Annotated in this window: 15 protein-coding genes; 13 read left to right on the forward strand and 2 right to left on the reverse strand. The window is 68.9% G+C overall.

Features of this window, described 5'->3' with window-relative positions:
• Positions 1-418 precede the first annotated feature (418 nt).
• Positions 419-1,816, forward strand: a complete 1,398-nt coding sequence (locus AB0B94_RS22030; protein WP_357283033.1) for an RICIN domain-containing protein — start codon at positions 419-421, stop codon at positions 1,814-1,816.
• Between the two features lie 72 nt (positions 1,817-1,888).
• Here AB0B94_RS22030 and AB0B94_RS22035 read toward each other — a convergent pair whose 3' ends face one another.
• On the reverse strand, positions 1,889-2,659 hold the full coding sequence (locus AB0B94_RS22035; RefSeq protein ID WP_238666848.1) for a FadR/GntR family transcriptional regulator: 771 nt from the start codon (positions 2,657-2,659) through the stop codon (positions 1,889-1,891).
• A gap of 147 nt (positions 2,660-2,806) precedes the next feature.
• On the opposite strand from AB0B94_RS22035, the gene AB0B94_RS22040 reads away from it, so the two are divergent.
• The 8 genes from AB0B94_RS22040 (at position 2,807) to AB0B94_RS22075 (ending at position 10,860) form a co-directional block, all read left to right on the forward strand.
• Positions 2,807-4,069 (forward strand): extracellular solute-binding protein, encoded by a 1,263-nt coding sequence (locus AB0B94_RS22040; protein ID WP_357283036.1) that lies wholly within the window; start codon positions 2,807-2,809, stop codon positions 4,067-4,069.
• A gap of 4 nt (positions 4,070-4,073) precedes the next feature.
• Complete coding sequence (locus AB0B94_RS22045; protein WP_357283039.1) at positions 4,074-5,054, forward strand: sugar ABC transporter permease; 981 nt, start codon at positions 4,074-4,076, stop codon at positions 5,052-5,054.
• Positions 5,054-5,881, forward strand: coding sequence for a carbohydrate ABC transporter permease (locus AB0B94_RS22050; RefSeq protein WP_357283041.1), 828 nt, complete (start codon positions 5,054-5,056; stop codon positions 5,879-5,881). Before AB0B94_RS22045 ends, AB0B94_RS22050 begins: the two co-directional genes overlap by 1 nt.
• 1 nt (position 5,882) lies before the next feature.
• Positions 5,883-7,106, forward strand: a complete 1,224-nt coding sequence (locus AB0B94_RS22055) for a mandelate racemase/muconate lactonizing enzyme family protein (protein ID WP_357283043.1) — start codon at positions 5,883-5,885, stop codon at positions 7,104-7,106.
• A gap of 106 nt (positions 7,107-7,212) precedes the next feature.
• Entirely contained in the window at positions 7,213-8,238 is a 1,026-nt protein-coding gene (locus tag AB0B94_RS22060; RefSeq protein WP_357283046.1) for an alcohol dehydrogenase catalytic domain-containing protein, read from the forward strand.
• Positions 8,235-8,996 (forward strand): 2-dehydro-3-deoxy-D-gluconate 5-dehydrogenase KduD, encoded by a 762-nt coding sequence (kduD, locus tag AB0B94_RS22065; RefSeq protein ID WP_357283050.1) that lies wholly within the window; start codon positions 8,235-8,237, stop codon positions 8,994-8,996. The genes AB0B94_RS22060 and kduD overlap by 4 nt, the downstream gene beginning before the upstream one ends.
• Positions 8,993-9,871, forward strand: a complete 879-nt coding sequence (locus AB0B94_RS22070; protein WP_357283052.1) for an amidohydrolase family protein — start codon at positions 8,993-8,995, stop codon at positions 9,869-9,871. The genes kduD and AB0B94_RS22070 overlap by 4 nt, the downstream gene beginning before the upstream one ends.
• A complete protein-coding gene (locus AB0B94_RS22075) occupies positions 9,868-10,860 on the forward strand; it encodes an aldo/keto reductase (protein ID WP_357283055.1) in 993 nt (330 codons plus the stop codon). The genes AB0B94_RS22070 and AB0B94_RS22075 overlap by 4 nt, the downstream gene beginning before the upstream one ends.
• Positions 10,861-10,948: 88 nt before the next feature.
• Here AB0B94_RS22075 and AB0B94_RS22080 read toward each other — a convergent pair whose 3' ends face one another.
• Positions 10,949-14,497 (reverse strand): ThuA domain-containing protein, encoded by a 3,549-nt coding sequence (locus AB0B94_RS22080; RefSeq protein ID WP_357283057.1) that lies wholly within the window; start codon positions 14,495-14,497, stop codon positions 10,949-10,951.
• Positions 14,498-15,020: 523 nt separating this feature from the next.
• Here AB0B94_RS22080 and AB0B94_RS22085 point away from each other — a divergent pair.
• Genes AB0B94_RS22085 through AB0B94_RS22100 form a run of 4 tightly spaced genes read left to right on the forward strand, consistent with a single transcriptional unit; the run spans position 15,021 to position 19,684 of the window.
• Positions 15,021-16,532 (forward strand): sugar ABC transporter ATP-binding protein, encoded by a 1,512-nt coding sequence (locus tag AB0B94_RS22085; protein ID WP_357283059.1) that lies wholly within the window; start codon positions 15,021-15,023, stop codon positions 16,530-16,532.
• Positions 16,529-17,500 (forward strand): ABC transporter permease, encoded by a 972-nt coding sequence (locus AB0B94_RS22090; protein ID WP_357283062.1) that lies wholly within the window; start codon positions 16,529-16,531, stop codon positions 17,498-17,500. The genes AB0B94_RS22085 and AB0B94_RS22090 overlap by 4 nt, the downstream gene beginning before the upstream one ends.
• Positions 17,501-17,502: 2 nt before the next feature.
• The gene (locus AB0B94_RS22095; RefSeq protein WP_357283065.1) at positions 17,503-18,486 is read left to right on the forward strand and encodes an ABC transporter permease; all 984 of its coding nucleotides are present in this window, start codon (positions 17,503-17,505) and stop codon (positions 18,484-18,486) included.
• 25 nt (positions 18,487-18,511) lie between these two features.
• A complete protein-coding gene (locus tag AB0B94_RS22100) occupies positions 18,512-19,684 on the forward strand; it encodes a substrate-binding domain-containing protein (protein ID WP_357283068.1) in 1,173 nt (390 codons plus the stop codon).

Raw genomic sequence — 19,684 nt, forward strand, 5'->3', positions numbered from 1 at the left:
GCGCGACCCTGGCCGCGCTGCTCGCCTGAGCCGACTCGTCAGAACCGTGTCGGTCATGATTCCCTGACATCGTCCCACCATCCGGACGCCGGGGGCCGCCGTGACAGCCAGGTCGCCCCTCGACGCGATCGCGCGGATCGATACCAATCGTTTGACGTATGACGTATTACCCGCTAATTTTCACCCCGCGGACCACCCGGTCACCGGGAGCCAGGACGTCGCATCGCCTGGGATCGGCGCGGCCTGCCACGAAGCCCGGATCGTGGCGTCGCCATCGCCATCGACGTACGCCGTTGACGGCGGGTTGCCCGCACGACACCCCCAGACGTGCTGACGCCACCACCACGACGCCGGCACGCACGCCAGGGCACGCGCGGGCGCTCTCGCTCGTGGGTGACCCCGATCGAAGGAGTGGACCATGAAAGCCCTCGGTGAGGCTCGTCCCGCCTCTCGACAAAGATCTCGCTGGCGGTCAGGGTTGGCTGCGGCGGCGGCCGCGGTCATGGCAGCCAGCACACTCGTCGCGGTCAACGCGGCACCCGCGGCGGCGGCAACCGTCGACACCAACGCCTCCTACGTGTTGGTGAATCGCAACAGTGGCAAGGCGTTGGACCTGTACGCGTCGGCAACCAACGACGGGGCGCGGATCAGCCAGTGGACGCGTAACAACGGTGCGAACCAGCAGTGGCAGTTCGTGGACTCCGGGGGTGGCTACTACCGGATCAAGTCGCGGCACTCGGGCAAGGTGCTCGACGTCAGTGGCTTCTCCACCGCTGACGGTGGCGCGATAGTGCAGTGGGCCGATCTCAACGGGACGAACCAGCAGTTCCGGCTGGCGGACTCCGACGGTGGTTACGTTCGGCTGATCAACCGCAACAGCAACAAGGCCGTCGAGGTGCAGGGCGCGTCCACCGCCGACGGTGCGAACGTGGTGCAGTACGCCGACTGGGGCGGCACCAACCAGCAGTGGCAGCTCGTCCGCGTCGACGGCGGGACCGACCCCACGACGCCACCCCCGTCGGGTGGCAGCGGGTGCGGCAAGGCACCGACGCTGGCCAGCGGCACACACACGATCCAGAGCAACGGCAAGAGCCGGACCTTCATCCTGCGGGTGCCCGCCAACTACAACAACAGCAACCCCTACCGGCTGATCTTCGCCTTCCACTGGCGGGGCGGCACCATGCAGGAGATCTCCTCCGGCGGCACCAGCGGAACCGCCTGGTCCTACTACGGGCAGCAGGAGCAGTCGAACAACAGCGCGATCCTGGTGGCGCCCCAGGGATTCGGCAACGGCTGGGGCAACTCCGGCGGTGAGGACATCACCTTCGTCGATGACATGATCAGCCGGATCGAGAGCAGCCTCTGCGTCAACCCGAGGCAGCGGTTCGCGCTCGGCTTCAGCTGGGGTGGCGGCATGAGCTACGCCGTCGCCTGCGCGCGAGCCAACGTCTTCCGGGCCGTCGCCGTCATCTCCGGCGCGCAGATCAGCGGGTGCAGTGGCGGTACGCAGCCGATCGCGTACTTCGGGCTGCACGGCATCACGGACAACGTCCTGAACATCTCCCAGGGCAGGGCGCTGCGGGACACCTTCGTCCGCAACAACGGTTGCACCGCCCAGAGCCCGCGCGAGCCGGCCGGCGGCAGTCGCACCCACATCACGACCGCCTACTCGGGTTGCCGGGCTGGTTACCCCGTGCAGTGGGCGGCGTACGACAACGGCCACATGCCCGGCCCGGTGGACGGCACCTACGCCGAGAGCGGCATCACCACCTGGACCAAGGGTGAGATCTGGAGGTTCTTCGCCCAGTTCTCGTGACCCTTGGCGGCCACGGCTGGCGGCGCCTGCTCCCGTACCTCGGGGGCGGGCGCCGTCCGTTTCCCGAGACGGTCAGCGTTCGAGGCGGACCGGGCTCCCCGAGCCACTGCGACGGACCAGCCAGGCCTCGGTGATGTGGGTGAACATCGCCTCGGCGGCGCCGTTGGGGTCGTGGGCCGCGATGCGTTCGTAGATGCGTCGGTGCCCCTGGTTGGACGCCACGCACAACGCCCGTTCGGTCCGGCCCATGTATCGCGCGGTGTTGATGACCTGGCTCTCCAGCGCGCGTACGACGCCGCGGGCGATGCGGTTCCCGGACGTCTGCATGATCGTGTCGTGGAAGGCCCGGTCATGGTCGTGGTAGGTGACGTGGTCGTCGACGAGTTCGTCCATCCGGTCCACCATGGCACGCAGTCGATCGACGGTCTCGCTGTCGGCGAGGCGGGCCGCGACGTTCGCCATGTCGGACTCCAGCACCCGCCGGGTGACGACCAGGTCGTCGAGGATGGCGAGGCTGTCGTCCACCGCGATGGTGGCCGCGAGGACCAGTTCGTCGAGCATGTCCCAGTGAGCCGGCGGGGTGACCATGGTGCCGGCGCCCTGGCGGACCTGCACCAGGCCCTTCTCCTGAAGGATCTTCACTGCTTCCCGGACGACGGTCCGGCTCACGCCGAAGGTCTCGCAGAGGATCGGCTCGGGGGGTAGAGACGTCCCGGACGGGTGTACGCCGCGGACGATGCGCTCCACCAGTTCGGCGGTGACCGCCCTGGCGAGGTTGGTCGGCCGACGCACCCACGCCGGGGTCGCCGGGCTGTTCAGGGCTGTCTCCTGCGGTGGCGTCATGTCCCCCTCCGAATGGCTCGCCGTGGCACGACGTCTGGGCCAGTGTACGGCCGACTGTTGACGTCACACGTCATACGAGTTACCTTCCGGTCAACATTTGGCTCGCGGGACACCCGCCGGCCACCCCCCATATAGAGGTGACAATCGATGAGACAGCGCGCAATATGGTCGGCCGTCCTCGTTGTGGGCCTGGCCCTGGCCGGTTGTGGAAGTGCTAGCGATTCGGGCAAGTCAACCAGCTCGGACGGCAAGTTGGTCGTGTGGGACTGGAAGTCCGGCGAGCCGTTCGCCAAATCCTATCTGGACAAGGCCAAGGCTGACTTCAAGAAGAAGCACAGTGACGTCGAGGTTGAGTTCGTCGCACAGCCCTTCGACCAGTACTACACGCTGCTCGGTGCGGCGATCCAGGCCGGCAAGGGCCCGGACGTCATGATGTTCAACGGCGGCGGACAGATCCGCGACCGGGTGGACGCGCTGGTGCCGATCACCGACTACGTGGCCGAGGACAAGCAGCGGCTGGCCGGCTGGGAGGCGTTCAGCAAGGACGGCAAGATCTACGCCACCCCGGTGACGCTGCAGGGCTACCCGATCTACTACAACAAGACGATCTACCAGAAGGCGAACCTCGACCCGGCGAGCCCGGCCACCACGTGGGACAAGTTCGTCGCCGACTGCGACGCCATCGCCAAGGCCGGCTCCAAGTGCTTCGCCCTCGGCAACAAGGAAGGTGTCGGCATCCAGTTCTGGATGTCGAGCATGGGCTCGACCACCCTCACCGCCGCCGAGTACGACGCCTGGATCGCCGGCAAGCGCGACTGGAACTCGCCGAACGTCAAGCGGCTCTTCCAGCTCTGGAAGGAGACCGGCGACAAGAAGATGAACAGCGACGGGGCCAACTCGACCGCCATGTTCAACGACTCCTTCGCGTACTTCCAGTCCGGTAAGGCCGCCCACGTCATGGGTCTGATGTCGGACGTCGGGCACTGGCAGGACTTCAACGAGTTCCTGACCCCGGAGAAGCTCGGCGTGATGAAGGCCCCCGTCGTCACCGCCGGCACCACGCCGAGCCTCCCGTACGACGGTGGCATCGGATACGCGGTCGCCAAGTGGACGAAGGACCCGAAGATGGCCGCCGACCTGGCGCGCTCCCTGAGCTCGGCCGAGGCGTTGAAGTCCTTCTACGCCGACGCCGGCGCGATCGCCGCCGACACCACCATCGACGTGTCGCAGGCCGGGCCGGCCGTCGCCACGATCGTGGGCGAGCTGAAGAGCGGCAAGCCGGCTCTGCACGTGGCGCTCTCCTCGAAGACGATCGACCTGATGGGGCGCCTCTCCCAGCAGCTGCTCAGCGGTTCGATCACCGTCGACGAGGTGGTGAAGCAGTTGGCCGCTTCCGACCAGGCGGGCTGACCTCGTGCCGATCGGAGACACGCAACCGTCGGTCCGTCCGGCTTCGGCCGGACGGGCCGGCGGGGCGGCGGTCGCCCCCGCCGCGCATCGCAGTGGCACACGACCCCGTCGCACCCGTGGCGGCCTTGGGGCCGAGCGCTACGCGCCCTACATCCTGGTCCTCCCGGCCGTCCTGATCATCGTGCTGCTGCGGCTCTACCCGCTGCTGCTGGGCGTCAACTTCTCCTTCACCGGTGACGGCGCGCAGAACGGGACCTCGGTCGGATTCGGCAACTACCGCGAGCTGTTCGGAGATCCGCTGTTCCGGACCGCGCTGAGCAACGTCGGCCTGCTGGTGCTGTTGCTGCCGGTGGCGGTGGCGATTCCCGGTCTGCTCGCGACGTTCATCTACCTTCGGGTGCCCGGCCACCGCTTCTACCGCAGCGTCTACTTCTTTCCCGCCGTGCTCTCGCCGGTCATCGTCGGGGCGATCTTCAACCTGTTGCTCGCCTTCGACGGCCCGCTCAACGCCGTGCTCGGGTCGTTCGGTGTCGGTCCGGTGGACTGGCTCGGGGACCCCGACATCGCGATGTTCATGGTGGTGGGAGTGCACATCTGGGCCACCTTCGGGATGGCGCTGGTGGTGTTCCTCGCCGGCTTTGCCACGCTGGACGCCGCGCTCCTGGACGCGGCCCGGGTGGACGGGGCGTCGCTGCGCCAGGTCGTCTGGCACGTGATCATCCCGAGCCTCGCCCGGACCATCCAGTTCGTCTTCGTGACCACGATGATCGGGATGCTGACCTCGATGTTCGGGCTGCTCTTCGTGATGACCAGCGGCGGGCCGGAGGGGTCGACGTACCTGCCGGAGTACTACATCTGGATCCAGCAGGGTCAGATGAACCGTCCGGCTCTCGCGTCGGCGGCCTCGACGATCCTCTTCATGATCATGCTCGTCGTGGGGCTGTTGCAGATCAAGTTGCTCGAACGATCCGGAAAGGAGGATTGATGTCTCGCCTCCGCCTGGGACGGTGGCTGATCGCCATCCCCATGTCGCTGCTCGCCCTGGCGACGATCTACCCCCTGTTGTTCACCGCCAACGTCGCGATGAAGACGCGGCGTGACTACATCCTCGACCGGTTCGGCCTGACCGACACGCTGCGCTGGGAGAACATCAGCACGGCGTGGACCAGCGTCGGCATGGGCCGCTACTTCGTCAACTCGCTGTTCGTGGTGACGATGTCGGTGCTCCTGCTGCTGCTGTTCGGCTCGATGGCCGGCTTCGCCCTGAGTCAACTGCGGTTCCGCGGCTCGTCGGCGTTGTTCCTGGGTTGCCTGGCGGGGCTCTTCATCCCGTTCCAGGTGATCATGGTGCCGCTCGCCCGGATCATGGCCGACACCGCGCTCATCGACACGTACCCGGGCCTGATCCTGGTCTATGTGGCCCAGTTCCTGCCCTTCACCGTCTTTCTCATGACGAGCTACTACAAGGGCATTCCGCCGGAGATCGTCGACGCCGCGCGGATCGACGGCAGCACGGTGTACGGCGTGTACCGCCGGATCATGCTGCCGCTGGGCACTCCGGCGCTGCTGTCGGTCGGCATCCTCAACGCCCTGTTCTGCTGGAACGACGTCCTCATGGCGCTGGTGATGATGCCATCGGCCGATCACCGGACGCTCATGATCGGGGTGACCTCGCTGCGCGGGCAGTACTCCGACAACATCCCCACGTTCGCCTCCGGGGTGCTGATCGCCGCGATACCCGTCCTGTTGGTCTACCTGTTCCTCCAGCGCCAAATTGCCGACGGCGTAGCCGCCGGTTCCACGAAGGGTTAACATGCGGATCACGGGATATCGGACGCTCTCCACGGTCCAGGAATGGGGCCGACCGGTCGGCGACGCCAACGGTGTGTTCGCCGACGGGGTGGTCCCGGTCTCGATCGTCATCGTCGACACCGACGAGGGCATCTCGGGAGTGGGCCTCGGGCCGCACGTCGAGATCGAGCGGATCTTCCCAGCCATCGAGGGCGAAGACCCCCGTGCCGTGACGTCCCTGTACGACCGCATGTTGCGGCACACCTTCAAGGCCGGCCACGCCGGGCCGGTGTTCGGCACCATCGGGGCTCTGGACACCGCACTCTGGGACATCAAGGCGCAGGCCGCCGGCGAACCGCTGTGGCGGCTGCTGGGCGGACGGGACCGGCGGGTGACCGCCTACGCGTCCGGTCTGGACATCGGGCTCACCGACGACGAACTCGTCGCGGAGTACGAGGTCTACGCGAGCCACGGCCTTCGGGCGGCCAAGCTCAAGGGCGGCCTCGACATCGAGCGCGATCGGCACCGCCTGAGCCTGGTCAGGGAGGTCCTGACCGAGGCCGGGCACGGCCGGCGGCCGGGCCTGATGCTCGACGTCAACGAGGCGTGGACCCGCAAGCAGGCCGTCCGGCACGTCTGCGAGCTGGAACGCACCCTGGACCTCATCTGGATCGAGGAGCCGGTCCGACGCTGGGACGCCGAGGGTCTGGCCGCGGTCAGCCGAGGCGTGTCCGCGTCGGTGGCCACCGGTGAGAATCTGACCGGGCTCGAACAGTACCGTCCGCTGATCGCGGCGGGCGCGGTCGACATCGTCCAGATGGCGGCCGTCTGGGGGGTCACCCACTTCCTGAGGGCGTCCGCGCTGGCCCACGCCCACGACCTGCCGGTCAGCCCGATCGGCAACAGCCCGGTCGGGCTGCTGCACGCCGCGACCTCGGTGCCGAACCACCTGACCAGCGAGTTGCAGGACCTGCACACACCAGTTGGCGTCTCCATCGACCTGCACGTCGAGGATGGCGCCTTCATCCTCGGCGACACACCCGGGCTTGGGGTCCGGGTGGACGAGGAGCGGATCCGGGCGGTCAACCGCCGCCCGCAGGCGCAGACGGCCGACAGCCCCAATGTTCGGCCGGAGCGGGCCGGACGACGGCTGCTGGCCGGAGTCGACGGGGTGATCCCCACCCGCCAGGTGCCTGTCGTGGCGCTGAACTCCCGCAACGAGGTGTCGCCGACCGTACGGCACTGAGCTGACCATTGGAACCGGAAGGGCGTGGGTGCATCGCGGCGGCGGTGCACCCACGGCCATGCCCGGTCGGCACGACCGACGTACCGACCGTCGAGACGGAGGAACGATGAAGGCAGTCGTCTACCGGGGAGCGCGAGACCTCGGGATCGAGAACCGCGACCCGGAGCCACCGGGCCCCGGCCAGGTACGGATCGAGGTGGCGTACACCGGGATCTGCGGTACGGATCTGCACATCTACCACGGGGACATGGACGCCCGGGTCGGTGACTCCGCGATCATCGGGCACGAGATGTCCGGTCGGATCGCGGCCGTCGGCGAGGGCGTGACCGGCTGGAACATCGGTCAGGCCGTCACCGTGATGCCGACCCGACCCTGCGGACGGTGCGCCGCCTGCCAGCGGGGCAACTCCCACGTCTGCCACGCCATGAACTTCCTCGGCATCGACTCACCGGGCGCCATGCAGTCCTCCTGGACCGTGCCGGTGGAGCTGGTTCTGCCGCTTCCGGAGGAACTGCCCCTCGACCACGCGGCGCTCGTCGAGCCGGTGGCGGTAGCCGTGCACGACGTACGCCGGGGGAACGTGAGCGCCGACGACCAGGTGGTGGTGGTCGGTGGTGGACCGGTCGGCGTCCTGATCGCCACCGTCGCGCGGGGTCGCGGCGCGCGGGTGCTCCTCGTCGAGCCGGACCCGTTCCGACGCGAGGTGGCCGAGGGGATCGGGATCGAGGCCGTCGATCCGCGAGCGACCGACGTGGTGGCGCTGGTGAACGAGCGTACCGATGGCGCGGGCGCCGACATCGCCTTCGAGGTGTCCGGCTCCCCGGCCGGCGTCACCACGGCGGTGGACGTCCTCACCACTCGCGGGCGGCTGGTCATGGTGGCGATCCACCCTCAGCCCCGCGAGGTCAACCTGCACCGGTTCTTCTGGCGTGAGCTGGAACTCCTGGGTGCCCGGCTGTATCAGCGCGACGACATGGTGGAGGCGATCCGGTTGGTCGCCTCGGGTGCGATCCCGGCACAGCAGCTGATCTCCCGGGTCGAGCCGGTCGAGGCGGCCAGCGCGGCCTTCGAGGCGCTGGAGGGTGGCGGCGTCATGAAGGTGCTGCTCGATGTGCGGGAGGGTAACAAGTGACGGCCCTGTTCGACCTGTCCGGTCAGACCGCTGTCGTGACCGGGGCCCGGCGCGGTATCGGCCTCGCCATGGCCGAGGCCCTGGCCGTGGCCGGCGCCGACATCGTGGGCGTCTCCGCCCAGCTCGAAGCGGAGGGCAGCGAGGTCGAACGCCGGGTGCGCGCCACCGGCCGCCGGTTCACCGCGCTGCGGGCGGACCTCGGCGACCGGGCGGCAGTGCACCGGTTGGCCAGCGACATCACCGCCCTCGGGCCGGTCGACATCCTGGTGAACAACGGCGGCACGATCGCCCGGACCCCGGCCGCGGAGCACCCGGACGAGATGTGGGACCACGTGATCGAGGTGAACCTCAGCAGCCAGTTCATCCTCAGCCGGGAGATCGGCCGGACGATGGTCGAGCGCGGCCGAGGGAAGATCATCTTCACCGCGTCCCTGTTGAGTTTCCAGGGCGGCATCACCGTCCCCGGCTACGCCGCGTCGAAGTCGGGCGTGGCCGGCCTCACCAAGGCGTTGGCGAACGAGTGGGCGGCCCGCGGGGTGAACGTCAACGCCATCGCACCCGGCTACATCGCCACCGACAACACCCAGGCGCTGCGCGACGACCCCGACCGCAACGAGGCGATCCTCGGCCGGATCCCGGCCGGGCGGTGGGGCCGGGCCGACGATCTCGGCGGCGCCACAGTGTTCCTGGCCTCGACAGCGTCGGACTACGTCAACGGCGTCGTGCTGCCCGTCGACGGCGGATGGCTGGGCCGATGACTGGGGCGCAGGGGCCCGGGCGAACCGGGATCGTCGACGCGCACCACCACCTCTGGGTCCGCGCCCGGCACCCGCAGCCGTGGATCGACCCGGTGACCATGGCGGCCATCGACGCCGACTTCGAACCCGCCGATCTCGCGCCACTGGCCCGGGCGGCCGGGGTCACCGCGACAGTGGTGGTGCAGTCCGTCGCCTCCGACGCGGAGACGGTCGACCTGCTGGGCGTGGCGGCCGAGGACACGATGGTCCGCGGAGTCGTCGGCTGGGTGGACCTGACCGCCGACGACGTTGCGGAGCGCCTCGACGCTCTGCGGGCAGCCCGAGGTGGGGAACGCCTCGTCGGCATCCGCCACCTCGTGCAGTCCGAGAGCGACCCGGCGTACCTGGACCGTCCCGACGTCCGCCGGGGGATCGCGGCGGTGGGCGCCGCCGGCCTCGTCTTCGACCTGCTGGTACGCCAACACCAGCTCCCCATGGCCACGCGTCTCACCCGTGACCTGCCCGAGGTGAGCTTCGTCCTCGACCACCTGGGCAAGCCCGCGATCGGTAGCCCGGAGATGGCCGGGTGGAGGCGGGACCTGCTGTCGTTGGCGGCCTCACCCAACACGACGGCGAAGCTCTCCGGGCTGGTGACCGAGGTGCCGCTCGCGCAGTGGACGCCGGCTGACCTTCGGCCCGCCGTCGAGGACGCCCTCGACGCGTTCGGGCCGGACCGACTGATGTTCGGCTCGGACTGGCCGGTTTGTCTGCTCGCCAGTTCGTACCAGCGGTGGGTCGACACAGTGGCGGAGCTGCTGGAGGGTCAGGACGGTCCCGGCCGGGCGTCGGTCTGGGGCGAGACGGCACGCCGCGTCTACGGGCTGGGGCCCTCATGATGGCGCGCGCACTGCCGCGCCGCCCGCAGCTACGGCTCACCGAGCTGGGCTTCGGCGCGGCCCAGGGGGGCAACCTGTACCGGACGACGACGGACGAGGAGTTCGCCTCGGCGGTCGACGCCGCGTGGGAGGCCGGCCTCCGGTACTTCGACACCGCGCCGCACTACGGTCTCGGGCTGTCCGAGCGCCGCCTCGGTGCCGCGCTGCGCCAACGGCCGCGCGACGAGTACGTGGTGTCGACCAAGGTCGGGCGACTCCTGGTGCCGTCGCCTCAGGACGCGCACCGGCGGGACTCCGACGGGTTCGATGTGCCAGCGGCCCACCGGCGGGTGTGGGACTTCAGCCGCGACGGCGTGCTCCGCTCCATCGAGGCCAGCCTGGAGCGGACCGGGCTGGACCGGATCGACATCGTCTACCTGCACGACCCGGACGACCACTGGGAGCAGGCCGCGTACGAGGCCGTACCCGCCCTGGTCGACCTGCGGGACCAGGGCGTCGTGGGTGCCATCGGCGCCGGCATGAACCAGTCGGCGATGCTGGCGCGGTTCGTCCGGGAGACCGACGTCGACGTGATGATGTGCGCCGGGCGGTACACCCTGCTCGAACAGGGAGCGGCCACCGACCTGCTGCCGGCCGCCGAGAACCGGGGGGTGGGCGTGGTCATCGCGGGCGTCTACAACTCGGGGCTGCTCTCGCGGGACCGGCCGCCGGCCGACGCCGTCTACAACTACCAGCAGGCCCCGGCGGCGCTGATCGAGCGGGCGCGGCGGATCGCCACCGTCTGCGAGACGTACGGGGTGACCCTGCCGCAGGCGGCCCTCGCCTTCGTCCGCCGGCACCCGGGGGTGGTGTCGACAGTGGTCGGCGTCCGCGACGAGGCGCAGGCGGTCGAGACGGTGCGACGCTCCGGGGTCGTCGTGCCGGAGGAGCTGTGGGACGACCTGGCGGCGGCCGGGCTGCTCGCCGCGTCGCCCGGTCAGCCTGCCTGATCGACGACGACGTCCCGGCCGGGACCGGCTCCGTTACTTGGATACCGGTCCCGACCGGGACGTCATCTGTTACCGCGACAGCCGCAGGTCAGAGCGCGGTGAAGCGCCACTGCTGGTTCGTCGCGTTGCTGCAGGTCCACTGCAACACCCGGGCGCCGTCGGCCGTGGAAGCGCCGTTGACGTCCAGGCAGAGCCCGCTCAGCACACTCTTCACCGTGTACACGCCGGAGGTGCCCGTCGCGGTGGCGGTGAACTTCTGCTGGTTGCCGTTGTTGCAGGTGGCCTGCTGGAGGAAGGCACCCGCCGCGGTGGAACTGCCAGTCACCTCGACGCACTTGCCGCTGTGCACCGCCTTGAGGTAGAGCGCGCCGTTACCGGCGTCGACGGCCTGCCACTTCTGGTTGTTGCCACCGGTGGACGCCCACTGGGTGATCTGGGCGCCGTCGGCGGTGGAGACACCGCTGACGTCCAACAGCTTGTTGCTGTGCTGCGCCGTGACCGTGTAGGTCTTGCCGGCCAGGCCGGTGCCGGTGCCGGTGCCGGGTGTCCCGACGCCGTTGCCGCCAAAGGTGTGCGAGTCCAGATCGAAAGAGTTGTTGCTGTTCTTGAACACCATGTAGAGCGTGTGCGTACCGCCGAGGGCGGTGACGCTCACCGGTGTCGTGGACTGGTAGTTGTCCCAGCCACCGGTGCTGGGCACCGTGGTGGTGGCCAGCAGGGTGCCGGTCGGCGAGTCGGCCCGCAGCTCGATCGAGCCGCCGCCGGACGGCGACGACAGCCGGTAGCTGACCGTCGAGATCCCCGACAGGTTCATCGGGTTGAACGCGATCCAGTCGTTGCTGGAGATGTCACCGACGCGCTTGGTGCTCTCCGCGGCAGCCTGGTCGACCACCCGGATGCCGGACTGGCTGCTGAAGTACTCGGACTGCTTGTGCTTCGGTTGCAGGATCGCCTGTGCGGTGCCGGTGAGCGGGGACCCGCCCCCCGAGCCGCCGTTGTCGGTGTACCGCGCGTTCAGCACGTAGAACAGGTTGGCGCCATCCGGGTGCCCACCGAGCAGGTCGGTGGAGATGGTGCCCGAGCAGCCCGGGTACTCGGTGGTCTCGTGCGCGTGGTCGTCGTGACCCAGCGCCGGGTTGAGGAACACCTTCGAGCAGTCGACGGTGCCACCGTCCGGGTCGGTAACGGTGATCTGGTACGACACCTTGTCACCGAAGGTCAGCATGCCACCGTTGCCCGGTGTGGTGATGGTGACCACCGGGGCGCTGTTGCCGACGGTGATCGGGACGTTGGCGAAGCCGGTCTTACCGGTGCTGTCGGTGACCTTCAACTGGGCCGTGTAGTTGCCGTTGGAGGTGTACACCTTCGACGGGTTGGCAGCCGTGGAGGTGGTGCCGTCGCCGAACGTCCACAGGTAGCTCAGCGTGTTGCCGTCCGGGTCGGACGTGCCAGCGCTGCTGAACTGGACGGTCAGCGGTGCGCTGCCGCTGGTGGGCGTGCCGGTGGCCTTGACGATCGGTGACCGGCCGCCCTGGATGTAGTCGATCCGGTAGAGCCCGGAGTCGCTGTTGCCGCCGCCGAAGTTGGTGCCCCACTCCAGCAGGTAGAGCGAGCCGTCCTTGCCGAACTCCATGTCCATCGGCTTGTTGAACCCGCCGCCGGGCAGGAACGGGTTGGTGCGGGTGACAGCCGTGGAGGAGTCGAAGTGCACCTCCTTGATGTAGTTGCGCGACCACTCGTAGAAGAAGTGCACCCCGTCGTAGTAGGGCGGGAACTTCGTCGCGGACGGGTTCGACGCGTCGTACCGGTAGACCGGGCCACCCATCGGCGCGGAGCCGCCGGAGCCGAGCTCCGGGAAGGTCGTCGAGGTGGGGTAGCCATACCAGATGTTGGGCATGACGACCGGCTTCAGGCTGGTCAGACCGGTGTTGTTCGGCGAGTTGTTCACCGGCGCCGAGCAGTTGAACTTCGAGCCGACCACGCCGGTGTCGGGGTTGTACGGCGCGTACGGCTGGTTGTTGCCGTGGCAGAACGGCCAGCCGTAGTTGCCGGGCGTCTTGATCACGTTGAGCTCGACCAGGCCCTCCGGGCCACGGTTGGTGGTGGGCGGGTTGCGGTCCGGCCCGTAGTCGGCCAGGTAGACCCAGCCGGTGGCCGGGTCGATCGAGAACCGGAACGGGTTGCGGAAGCCCATCGCGTAGATTTCCGGCTTGGTCTGCGCGGTGCCCTGGGGGTAGAGGTTGCCGGACGGGATGGTGTAGCTGCCGCTGGCTCCGGGGCGGATACGCAGCAGCTTGCCGCGCAGGTCGTTGGTGTTGCCAGCGCTGCGGGCCGCGTCCAGGTTGGACTTGCCCGAGCGCCAGTCCAGCGGGGCGTAGCCCTGCCAGTTGGGGTCGAGGTTCGGCGGCGTGTCGTCACCCGTGCCGATGTAGAGGTTGCCGTCCGGGCCGAACTCGATGTACCCGCCGGTGTGGCCGGGCTCCGGGAACGTGCGGTCCCGGTACGCCGGGATGTCGATGATCGTCACGCCGCTTGACGTGTTCAGCGTGTCGCCGCTCATCGTGAAGCGGGAGACCCGGTTGACGTCGGTGCTGCTGCTCGCCGGCGAGTGGTACAGGTACACGTACCCGTTGGTGGCGAAGTTGGGGTCCAGTGCCATACCGGTGAGCCCGTCCTCACCACCGGTGTAGACGCTCAGCGTGCCGGCGGTCACCGTGCTGTTCGTGGAGGGCTTGAAGATCTTCAGCTGCCCGCCGCGCTGGGCGTAGAACACGCGCCCGTCCGGGGCCACCGCCATCGCCATCGGGTCGACCGTGTTGTCGTCAAGGGTGCGCTTCTCGAAGTTGCCCCAGACGGTGCCGCCGCAGTCGCCGGGAGCGTTGCCGGCGGCCCACTTGATGCCACCGAGCACGTGGTTGCGGAAGTTCGTCTCGCTGTAGGAGTCGATCGCGTGGCCCATCGCGGTGGCCCACACCCGCCCGCCGGCGGTGTCCCGACACCAGGAGATCGGGTGGTCCGGGCCCATCGCCCGGGAGCCCGGGTTGTAGGTGCGCTCGTCGGCGGTCACCAGAACGTGCACCTTGCCGCGCGGGTTGGTGTCGAAGTTGTACCACTCCTCGCTGCGGTTCCACCGATCCGGCAGCCCGGCCGTCGACGGGTGCTGCTTGTCGGCGACGATAGCGGTGCCGGGCAGCACTCCGGGGGAGTGCTCGGGCATGTGCGCGCCGCCGTTGATGGTCTGGTCCCACCACGGGTACTCGGACTCGATGCCCATGTCGGTGGCGTTGTGGATGGCGACGATGCCCTTGCCGCTGGCGAGGTAACCCTCCACCGCCTGGCGTTGCGCCGCCGAGGTCCAGACCATGCCGGAGGTCTGGAGCATGACGATCACGTCGAAGGTCGCCAGGTTGGCGGCGGTGAAGACGCTCGAGTCCTCGGTCGCCACCATCTCGAAGTTGTTCGCGGAGGCCTGCTGCTGGAGCATGCTGATCCCAGCCGGGATCGAGTCGTGCCGGTAGCCGGTGGTCTTGCTGAACACCAGGGCCCGGAAGGCCGGGGCCGCCGAAGCGGGTGGAGCGAGTCCGAGCGCCAGCAACAGGCCGGCGATCACTGAGATGAGCAATGTGTTGCGACGCATGCCGTCTCCTAGGTTGGGCGGGCGTAGGGATTGCGACCACGGGCCCTACCACGCGTCAGGTCGGCCCTGGACACGTGCGGGGACACGGGCGCGCTGGTCTGTCCTCGTGCCGTTCGCCGCAACGGCAGTCAGACCTGCGAGACGTCACACAGCGTGATGGTGGCTGTGGTTCTCGTCCCGTGGTCCACGAGGTCAGGATGAGCCAGAGATCGAAGACTGTCAATCAACAAAGTAACGTCCGACGTCCTGCCCGGTGAACGACGTCCGTGCTCGGCTCCCTTGCTGCGGCGCCGCCTGTCGATCCCGGCCCGACCTGGCAGTCGGACTTGATCGAGGATTGCGGACCCGCATCCAAACATCTATCTTCATACGTGTGATGTTTCGTCGATGTCAAGGGAATGTTTGCACCGCAAGAACGTAAGTCGTGGTTGTTGCCACGAAAGCTTGTTGTTCAGCGCCTTGAAGCCGCCGTAGTGTGGCATCCAAATATATCTATAATTTACTGTCTGTGAGGGCCTTCGGGATGTCAGATCCGCCGCCGACGCCGCTTCTCACCCTTCGGGGCATCGGCAAGTCCTTCCTCGGAGTCCGCGTTCTCGACGGTGTCGACCTCGATGTCGCGCCGGGCGAGGTGCACGCCGTCGTCGGTGAGAACGGTGCCGGGAAGTCGACCCTCATGAAGATCGTCTCGGGCGGGTACGCCCCGGACGGCGGCACTGTCGAGTTCGCCGGTGCGACACGTACCTTCCGTGGTCCACGCGACGCGCAGCGGGCCGGCATCGGCATCATCCACCAGGAGTTCAACCTGCTCCCGGAGCGCACCGTCGCGGAGAACGTCTACCTGGGGCACGAGCCGGTCCGACGCGGGCTCGTCGATCGTCGCGCAATGCTCGACCGCACCACGCGGCTGCTGGCCTCGATCGGTGAGACCACGTTGCCGGCCGACGCCCGGGTCGGGCAGTTGGGCGTCGCGCAGCAGCAGGTCGTCGAGATCGCCAAGGCGCTCGCCCTGGACGCGCGGCTGCTCATCATGGACGAGCCGACCGCCGCGCTCGCCGACCACGAGGTCGAGTTGCTCTACGGGCTGGTACGCCGACTCCAGGAGCGGGGCATCGGGCTGCTGTACGTCTCGCACCGGCTCGCCGAGGTCTTCGACCTGTCCGGTCGGATCACAGTGCTCAAGGACGGCCGCCGGGTCACCACGGTGGACACCGCGAGTACCAGCGCCGACGAGTTGGTGCGGCACATGGTCGGCCGGGAACTGTCCAGCTACTACCCGGACCGGGCCGCCCCCGAGGACCGGGGCCCGGTGCGGCTCAACCTCCGCGACGCGGGCAACCGGAAGCTGCGGGACGTCAACCTCCAGCTGCGCGCCGGCGAGGTGCTCGGCATCGGCGGCCTCCAGGGTTCCGGACGCTCGGCGCTGGCCCGCGCGATCTTCGGGGTGTCGCCGTTCACGACCGGCGACGTCACGCTCGACGACCGGCCGGTCCGGCTGCGCTCACCCCGCACCGCCATGCGGGCCGGCATCGCCTACGTCACCGAGGACCGCAAGGGCGAGGGGATCGTCCCCCGGCAGTCGGTACTGGACAACGCGCTGCTCGCCAGCCGGGCCGTCTTCGCCGCCCGGTCCGGCCGGGCCGCGAGGACCGCCCGGGTACGCGAGTTGCTGGCCGCCGTGGAGATCCGCGGCGCCGGCGACGATCAGGAGATCCGCTTTCTGTCCGGCGGCAACCAGCAGAAGGTCGTGCTGGCCCGATGGCTCGCGCTCAACCCGCGGATCCTGCTCTTCGACGAGCCGACCCGGGGCATCGACGTGGGCGCGAAGTCAGCCATTCACGACCTCGTCCGCCGCCTCGCCCGTGACGGCGCGGCCGTGCTGATGATCTCGTCCGATCTACCGGAGCTGCTGGGGATGAGTGACCGGATCGTCGTCATGCGGGACGGCCACGTCGCGGGCGAGCTGCCCGCCGGCGCGACCGAGGAGGAGGTCGTCGCGTTGGCGGTCGGCGCGGTACGGGAGAAGGCCCAGTGAGCGCTCTGTCGCTGTTGCCGGCCCGGCGTTCCGTACCGGGCGTGTTCGTGGCCCTGACCCTGACCCTGGCGATCGGCTGGCTGGTCGTCCTGCTCGACGGTGGGCAGCTCTTCAACCAGTCGACGACTGTGAGCCTGCTGCACGTCGCCGCCGGCCTCGGTTTGGTCGCGGTGGGGCAGACCCTGGTCATCCTGGGGGGCTCGCTCGACCTCTCGGTGGCGTACGTGATCAGCCTCAGCACCCTCGTCGCCGCCGAGACGATGAACGGCAGCGACGGCGCGGTGCTGCCGGCGATCGGCCTGGTGCTCGTCGTCAGCGCTGGCGTCGGGCTGCTCAACGGGCTCCTCGTGACCAGGTTCCGGGTCAACGCGTTCATCGCCACCCTCGGCGTCGGGCTGCTGCTCAAGGGCTACCTCGACAACGGCTACGACGGTCCGGCCGGCACCACTGCGCCCTCGCTGGTGCAGGCGCTCGGTTACCAGCGCGTCGGGCCGGTGCCGGTGTCGTTCCTGCTGCTGATAGCGGTCACCGCGGCGGCCTGGTTCGCGCTCTCGCGGACCCGCTTCGGTCACCACCTGGTCGCCGTCGGCGGGGATCCGGAGGTGGCCCGGCTCTCCGGCGTCCGCAACGACCGGGTCCTCGTCACCGCCCACATGCTGTGCTCGATGTGCGCGGGGCTCGCCGGCATCTACCTCGCCAGTCGGCTCGGCTCGGGCGCCCCGCGCGTCGGCACCGAGGGCCTCTACGACCTGGAGTCGATCGCCGCTGTGGTGATCGGCGGTACCGCCCTCGCCGGTGGGCGTGGCGGTGTCATCGGCACTGTCGGTGGCGTGGTGCTGCTGGCCAGCATCGACGCCATCTTCAACCAGCTCGAGGTCGACGCCTTCTTCAAGCAGGTGATCCGGGGCGTCATCATCATCGCCGCGGTCGCCGTCTACGCCCGCCGGGCCATCCGAAAGGCGGCCTAGCCATGCAGACCGTCCAGCCCCGTTCCCTGCCGCTGCGCCTGCCGCGGGTGCGTCCCGGTGGTGTCCTGCCGATCCTCGCGATCCTCGCGGTGCTCCTGGTGCTCGTCGGCATCCGGCAGCCCGACTTTCTGGCCCCGCAGTCGCTGATGTCCTTCCTCGGCCGTTCGGCGCCGATCATCCTGCTCGCCGCCGGCCAGTACTTCGTGATCGTGTCCGGCGAGTTCGACCTCTCGGTCGGTTCCCTGGTCACCGCTCAGGTGGTGGTCGCCGCCCGGCTGATCGACAGCGACCCGTCGCGTACCTGGCCGGTGGTGCTGCTCCTGCTCGCCTTCGGGGCGCTGGTCGGGCTGGTCAACGGTCTGATCACGACACGGCTGCGGGTGCCGTCGTTCATCACCACCCTCGGCATGTTCCTGATCCTCGTCGGCGCTGTCTACCTGTGGTCCGACGGCGCACCGAAGGGCGGGCTCTCCGAGGAGTTCCGGCGGTTCGGCCGGCGGGCCTTCGAGGACGTGCCGCTGCTGGGCCGTGTGCCGTACGCGCTGCTGGTCCTGGTGGTCCTGGCGGTGGCGGCCGTGCTGCTGATGCGTTCCGACTTCGGCCGGACGCTGGTCGCCGTCGGCGACAACCCGCGTACCGCCGAACTCAGCGGCGTACGCGTGTGGCGTACCCGGACCTTCGCCTTCATCCTCAGCGGGCTCGCGGCGGCGGTGGCGGCGATTCTGCTGGGCGGCTACAGCGGCGTGTCGTTCCAGGCCGGCGCGGGTCTGGAGTTCGGCGCGATCACCGCTGTCGTCCTCGGTGGGGTGGCCCTCGGCGGGGGTCGCGGCGCTGTCGTCGGGGCGATGCTCGGCGCGCTGACCCTCGAACTGCTGTTCGCCCTCATGAATTTCTACGGCGTCTCCGGCGCCCTCAGATCGACCGTCCAGGGAGCGATCATCCTGCTCGCCGTGGCGGTCTCGGCAACGCGTTCTTCTTCGAGATAAAGGGGAAACCATAGTGCGACGTTCCATGGCGGCCATTGCCGCTGTCACAGTGCTGTCCCTCGCCGCCTGTGCCACCGACGAGCCGGCCGCCAGCCCGTCGGGAAGTGCGTCCGCAGCCACTGGCTCCGGCACCGGGGACCAGTCGAAGTTCTTCGTGCAGGCCGACTACGACGCCGAGTTGGCGCTGCTCGACGCGGCACCGACGGGCCCTGCCGACAAGCCGTGGGAGCAGGTGCTCAACCCCACGATGGTCGACACCGCCAAGTTCAAGAAGGCCGGTCCACACAAGATCTGTTTCTCGAACGCGGCGCTGAACAACCCCTGGCGGCAGGTCGGCTTCAAGACCATGCAGGCAGAGGTCGAGGCGCAGAAGAGCCGGATCAAGGAGTTCGTGCACGTCGACGCCGAGGGCAAGGACCAGAAGCAGATCGCGGACATCAACGATCTGCTCGGTAAGGGCTGCGACGCGCTCATCGTCTCGCCGAACACCACCGCCACCCTCACCCCGGCCGTCGAGGCAGCCTGCAAGGCCGGGCTGCCGGTCGTCGTCTTCGACCGTGGGGTCGACACGAAGTGCCCGGTGACGTTCATCAACCCCATCGGCGGTTACGGCTTCGGCCACGTCGGGGCCGAGTTCGTCAGCCAGAAGATGAAGCCCGGCGGCAAGGTCCTCGCCCTGCGGATCCTGCCCGGCGTCGACGTCCTGGAGACCCGCTGGTCGGCGGCGAAGGTGGCGTTCGACAAGGCGAAGGTCGACGTCGTCGGTGTCGAGTTCACCGATGGCGATCCGGCCAAGACCAAGAAGATCGTCGACGACTACATCCAGCGGTACGGCACCATCGACGGCGTCTGGATGGACGCCGGAGCGGTGGCCGTCGCGGCGGTCGAGGCGTTCCAGGACGCGGGCAAGCCGGTTCCTCCGATGAACGGCGAGGACCAGCTCGACTTCCTGAAGATCTGGAAGGACAAGAAGCTCACGGCGATCGCGCCGACCTACCCGACCTACCAGTGGCGTACGCCGATCATCGCGGCGCTGCGGATCCTCGACGGTCAGCAGGTGTCCAACCCGTGGAAGCTGCCGCAGCCGACCGTCACCCAGGACAACCTTGACCAGTACCTCGACGCGGGCATGCCGCCGCTGCACTACGCGATGTGCGGCTGCACCGACCTGCCCGGTTACCCGCAGCGCTGGAAGTAG

Source organism: Micromonospora sp. NPDC048986, assembly GCF_040649335.1.
Taxonomy (GTDB): Bacteria; Actinomycetota; Actinomycetes; order Mycobacteriales; family Micromonosporaceae; genus Micromonospora; species Micromonospora alfalfae.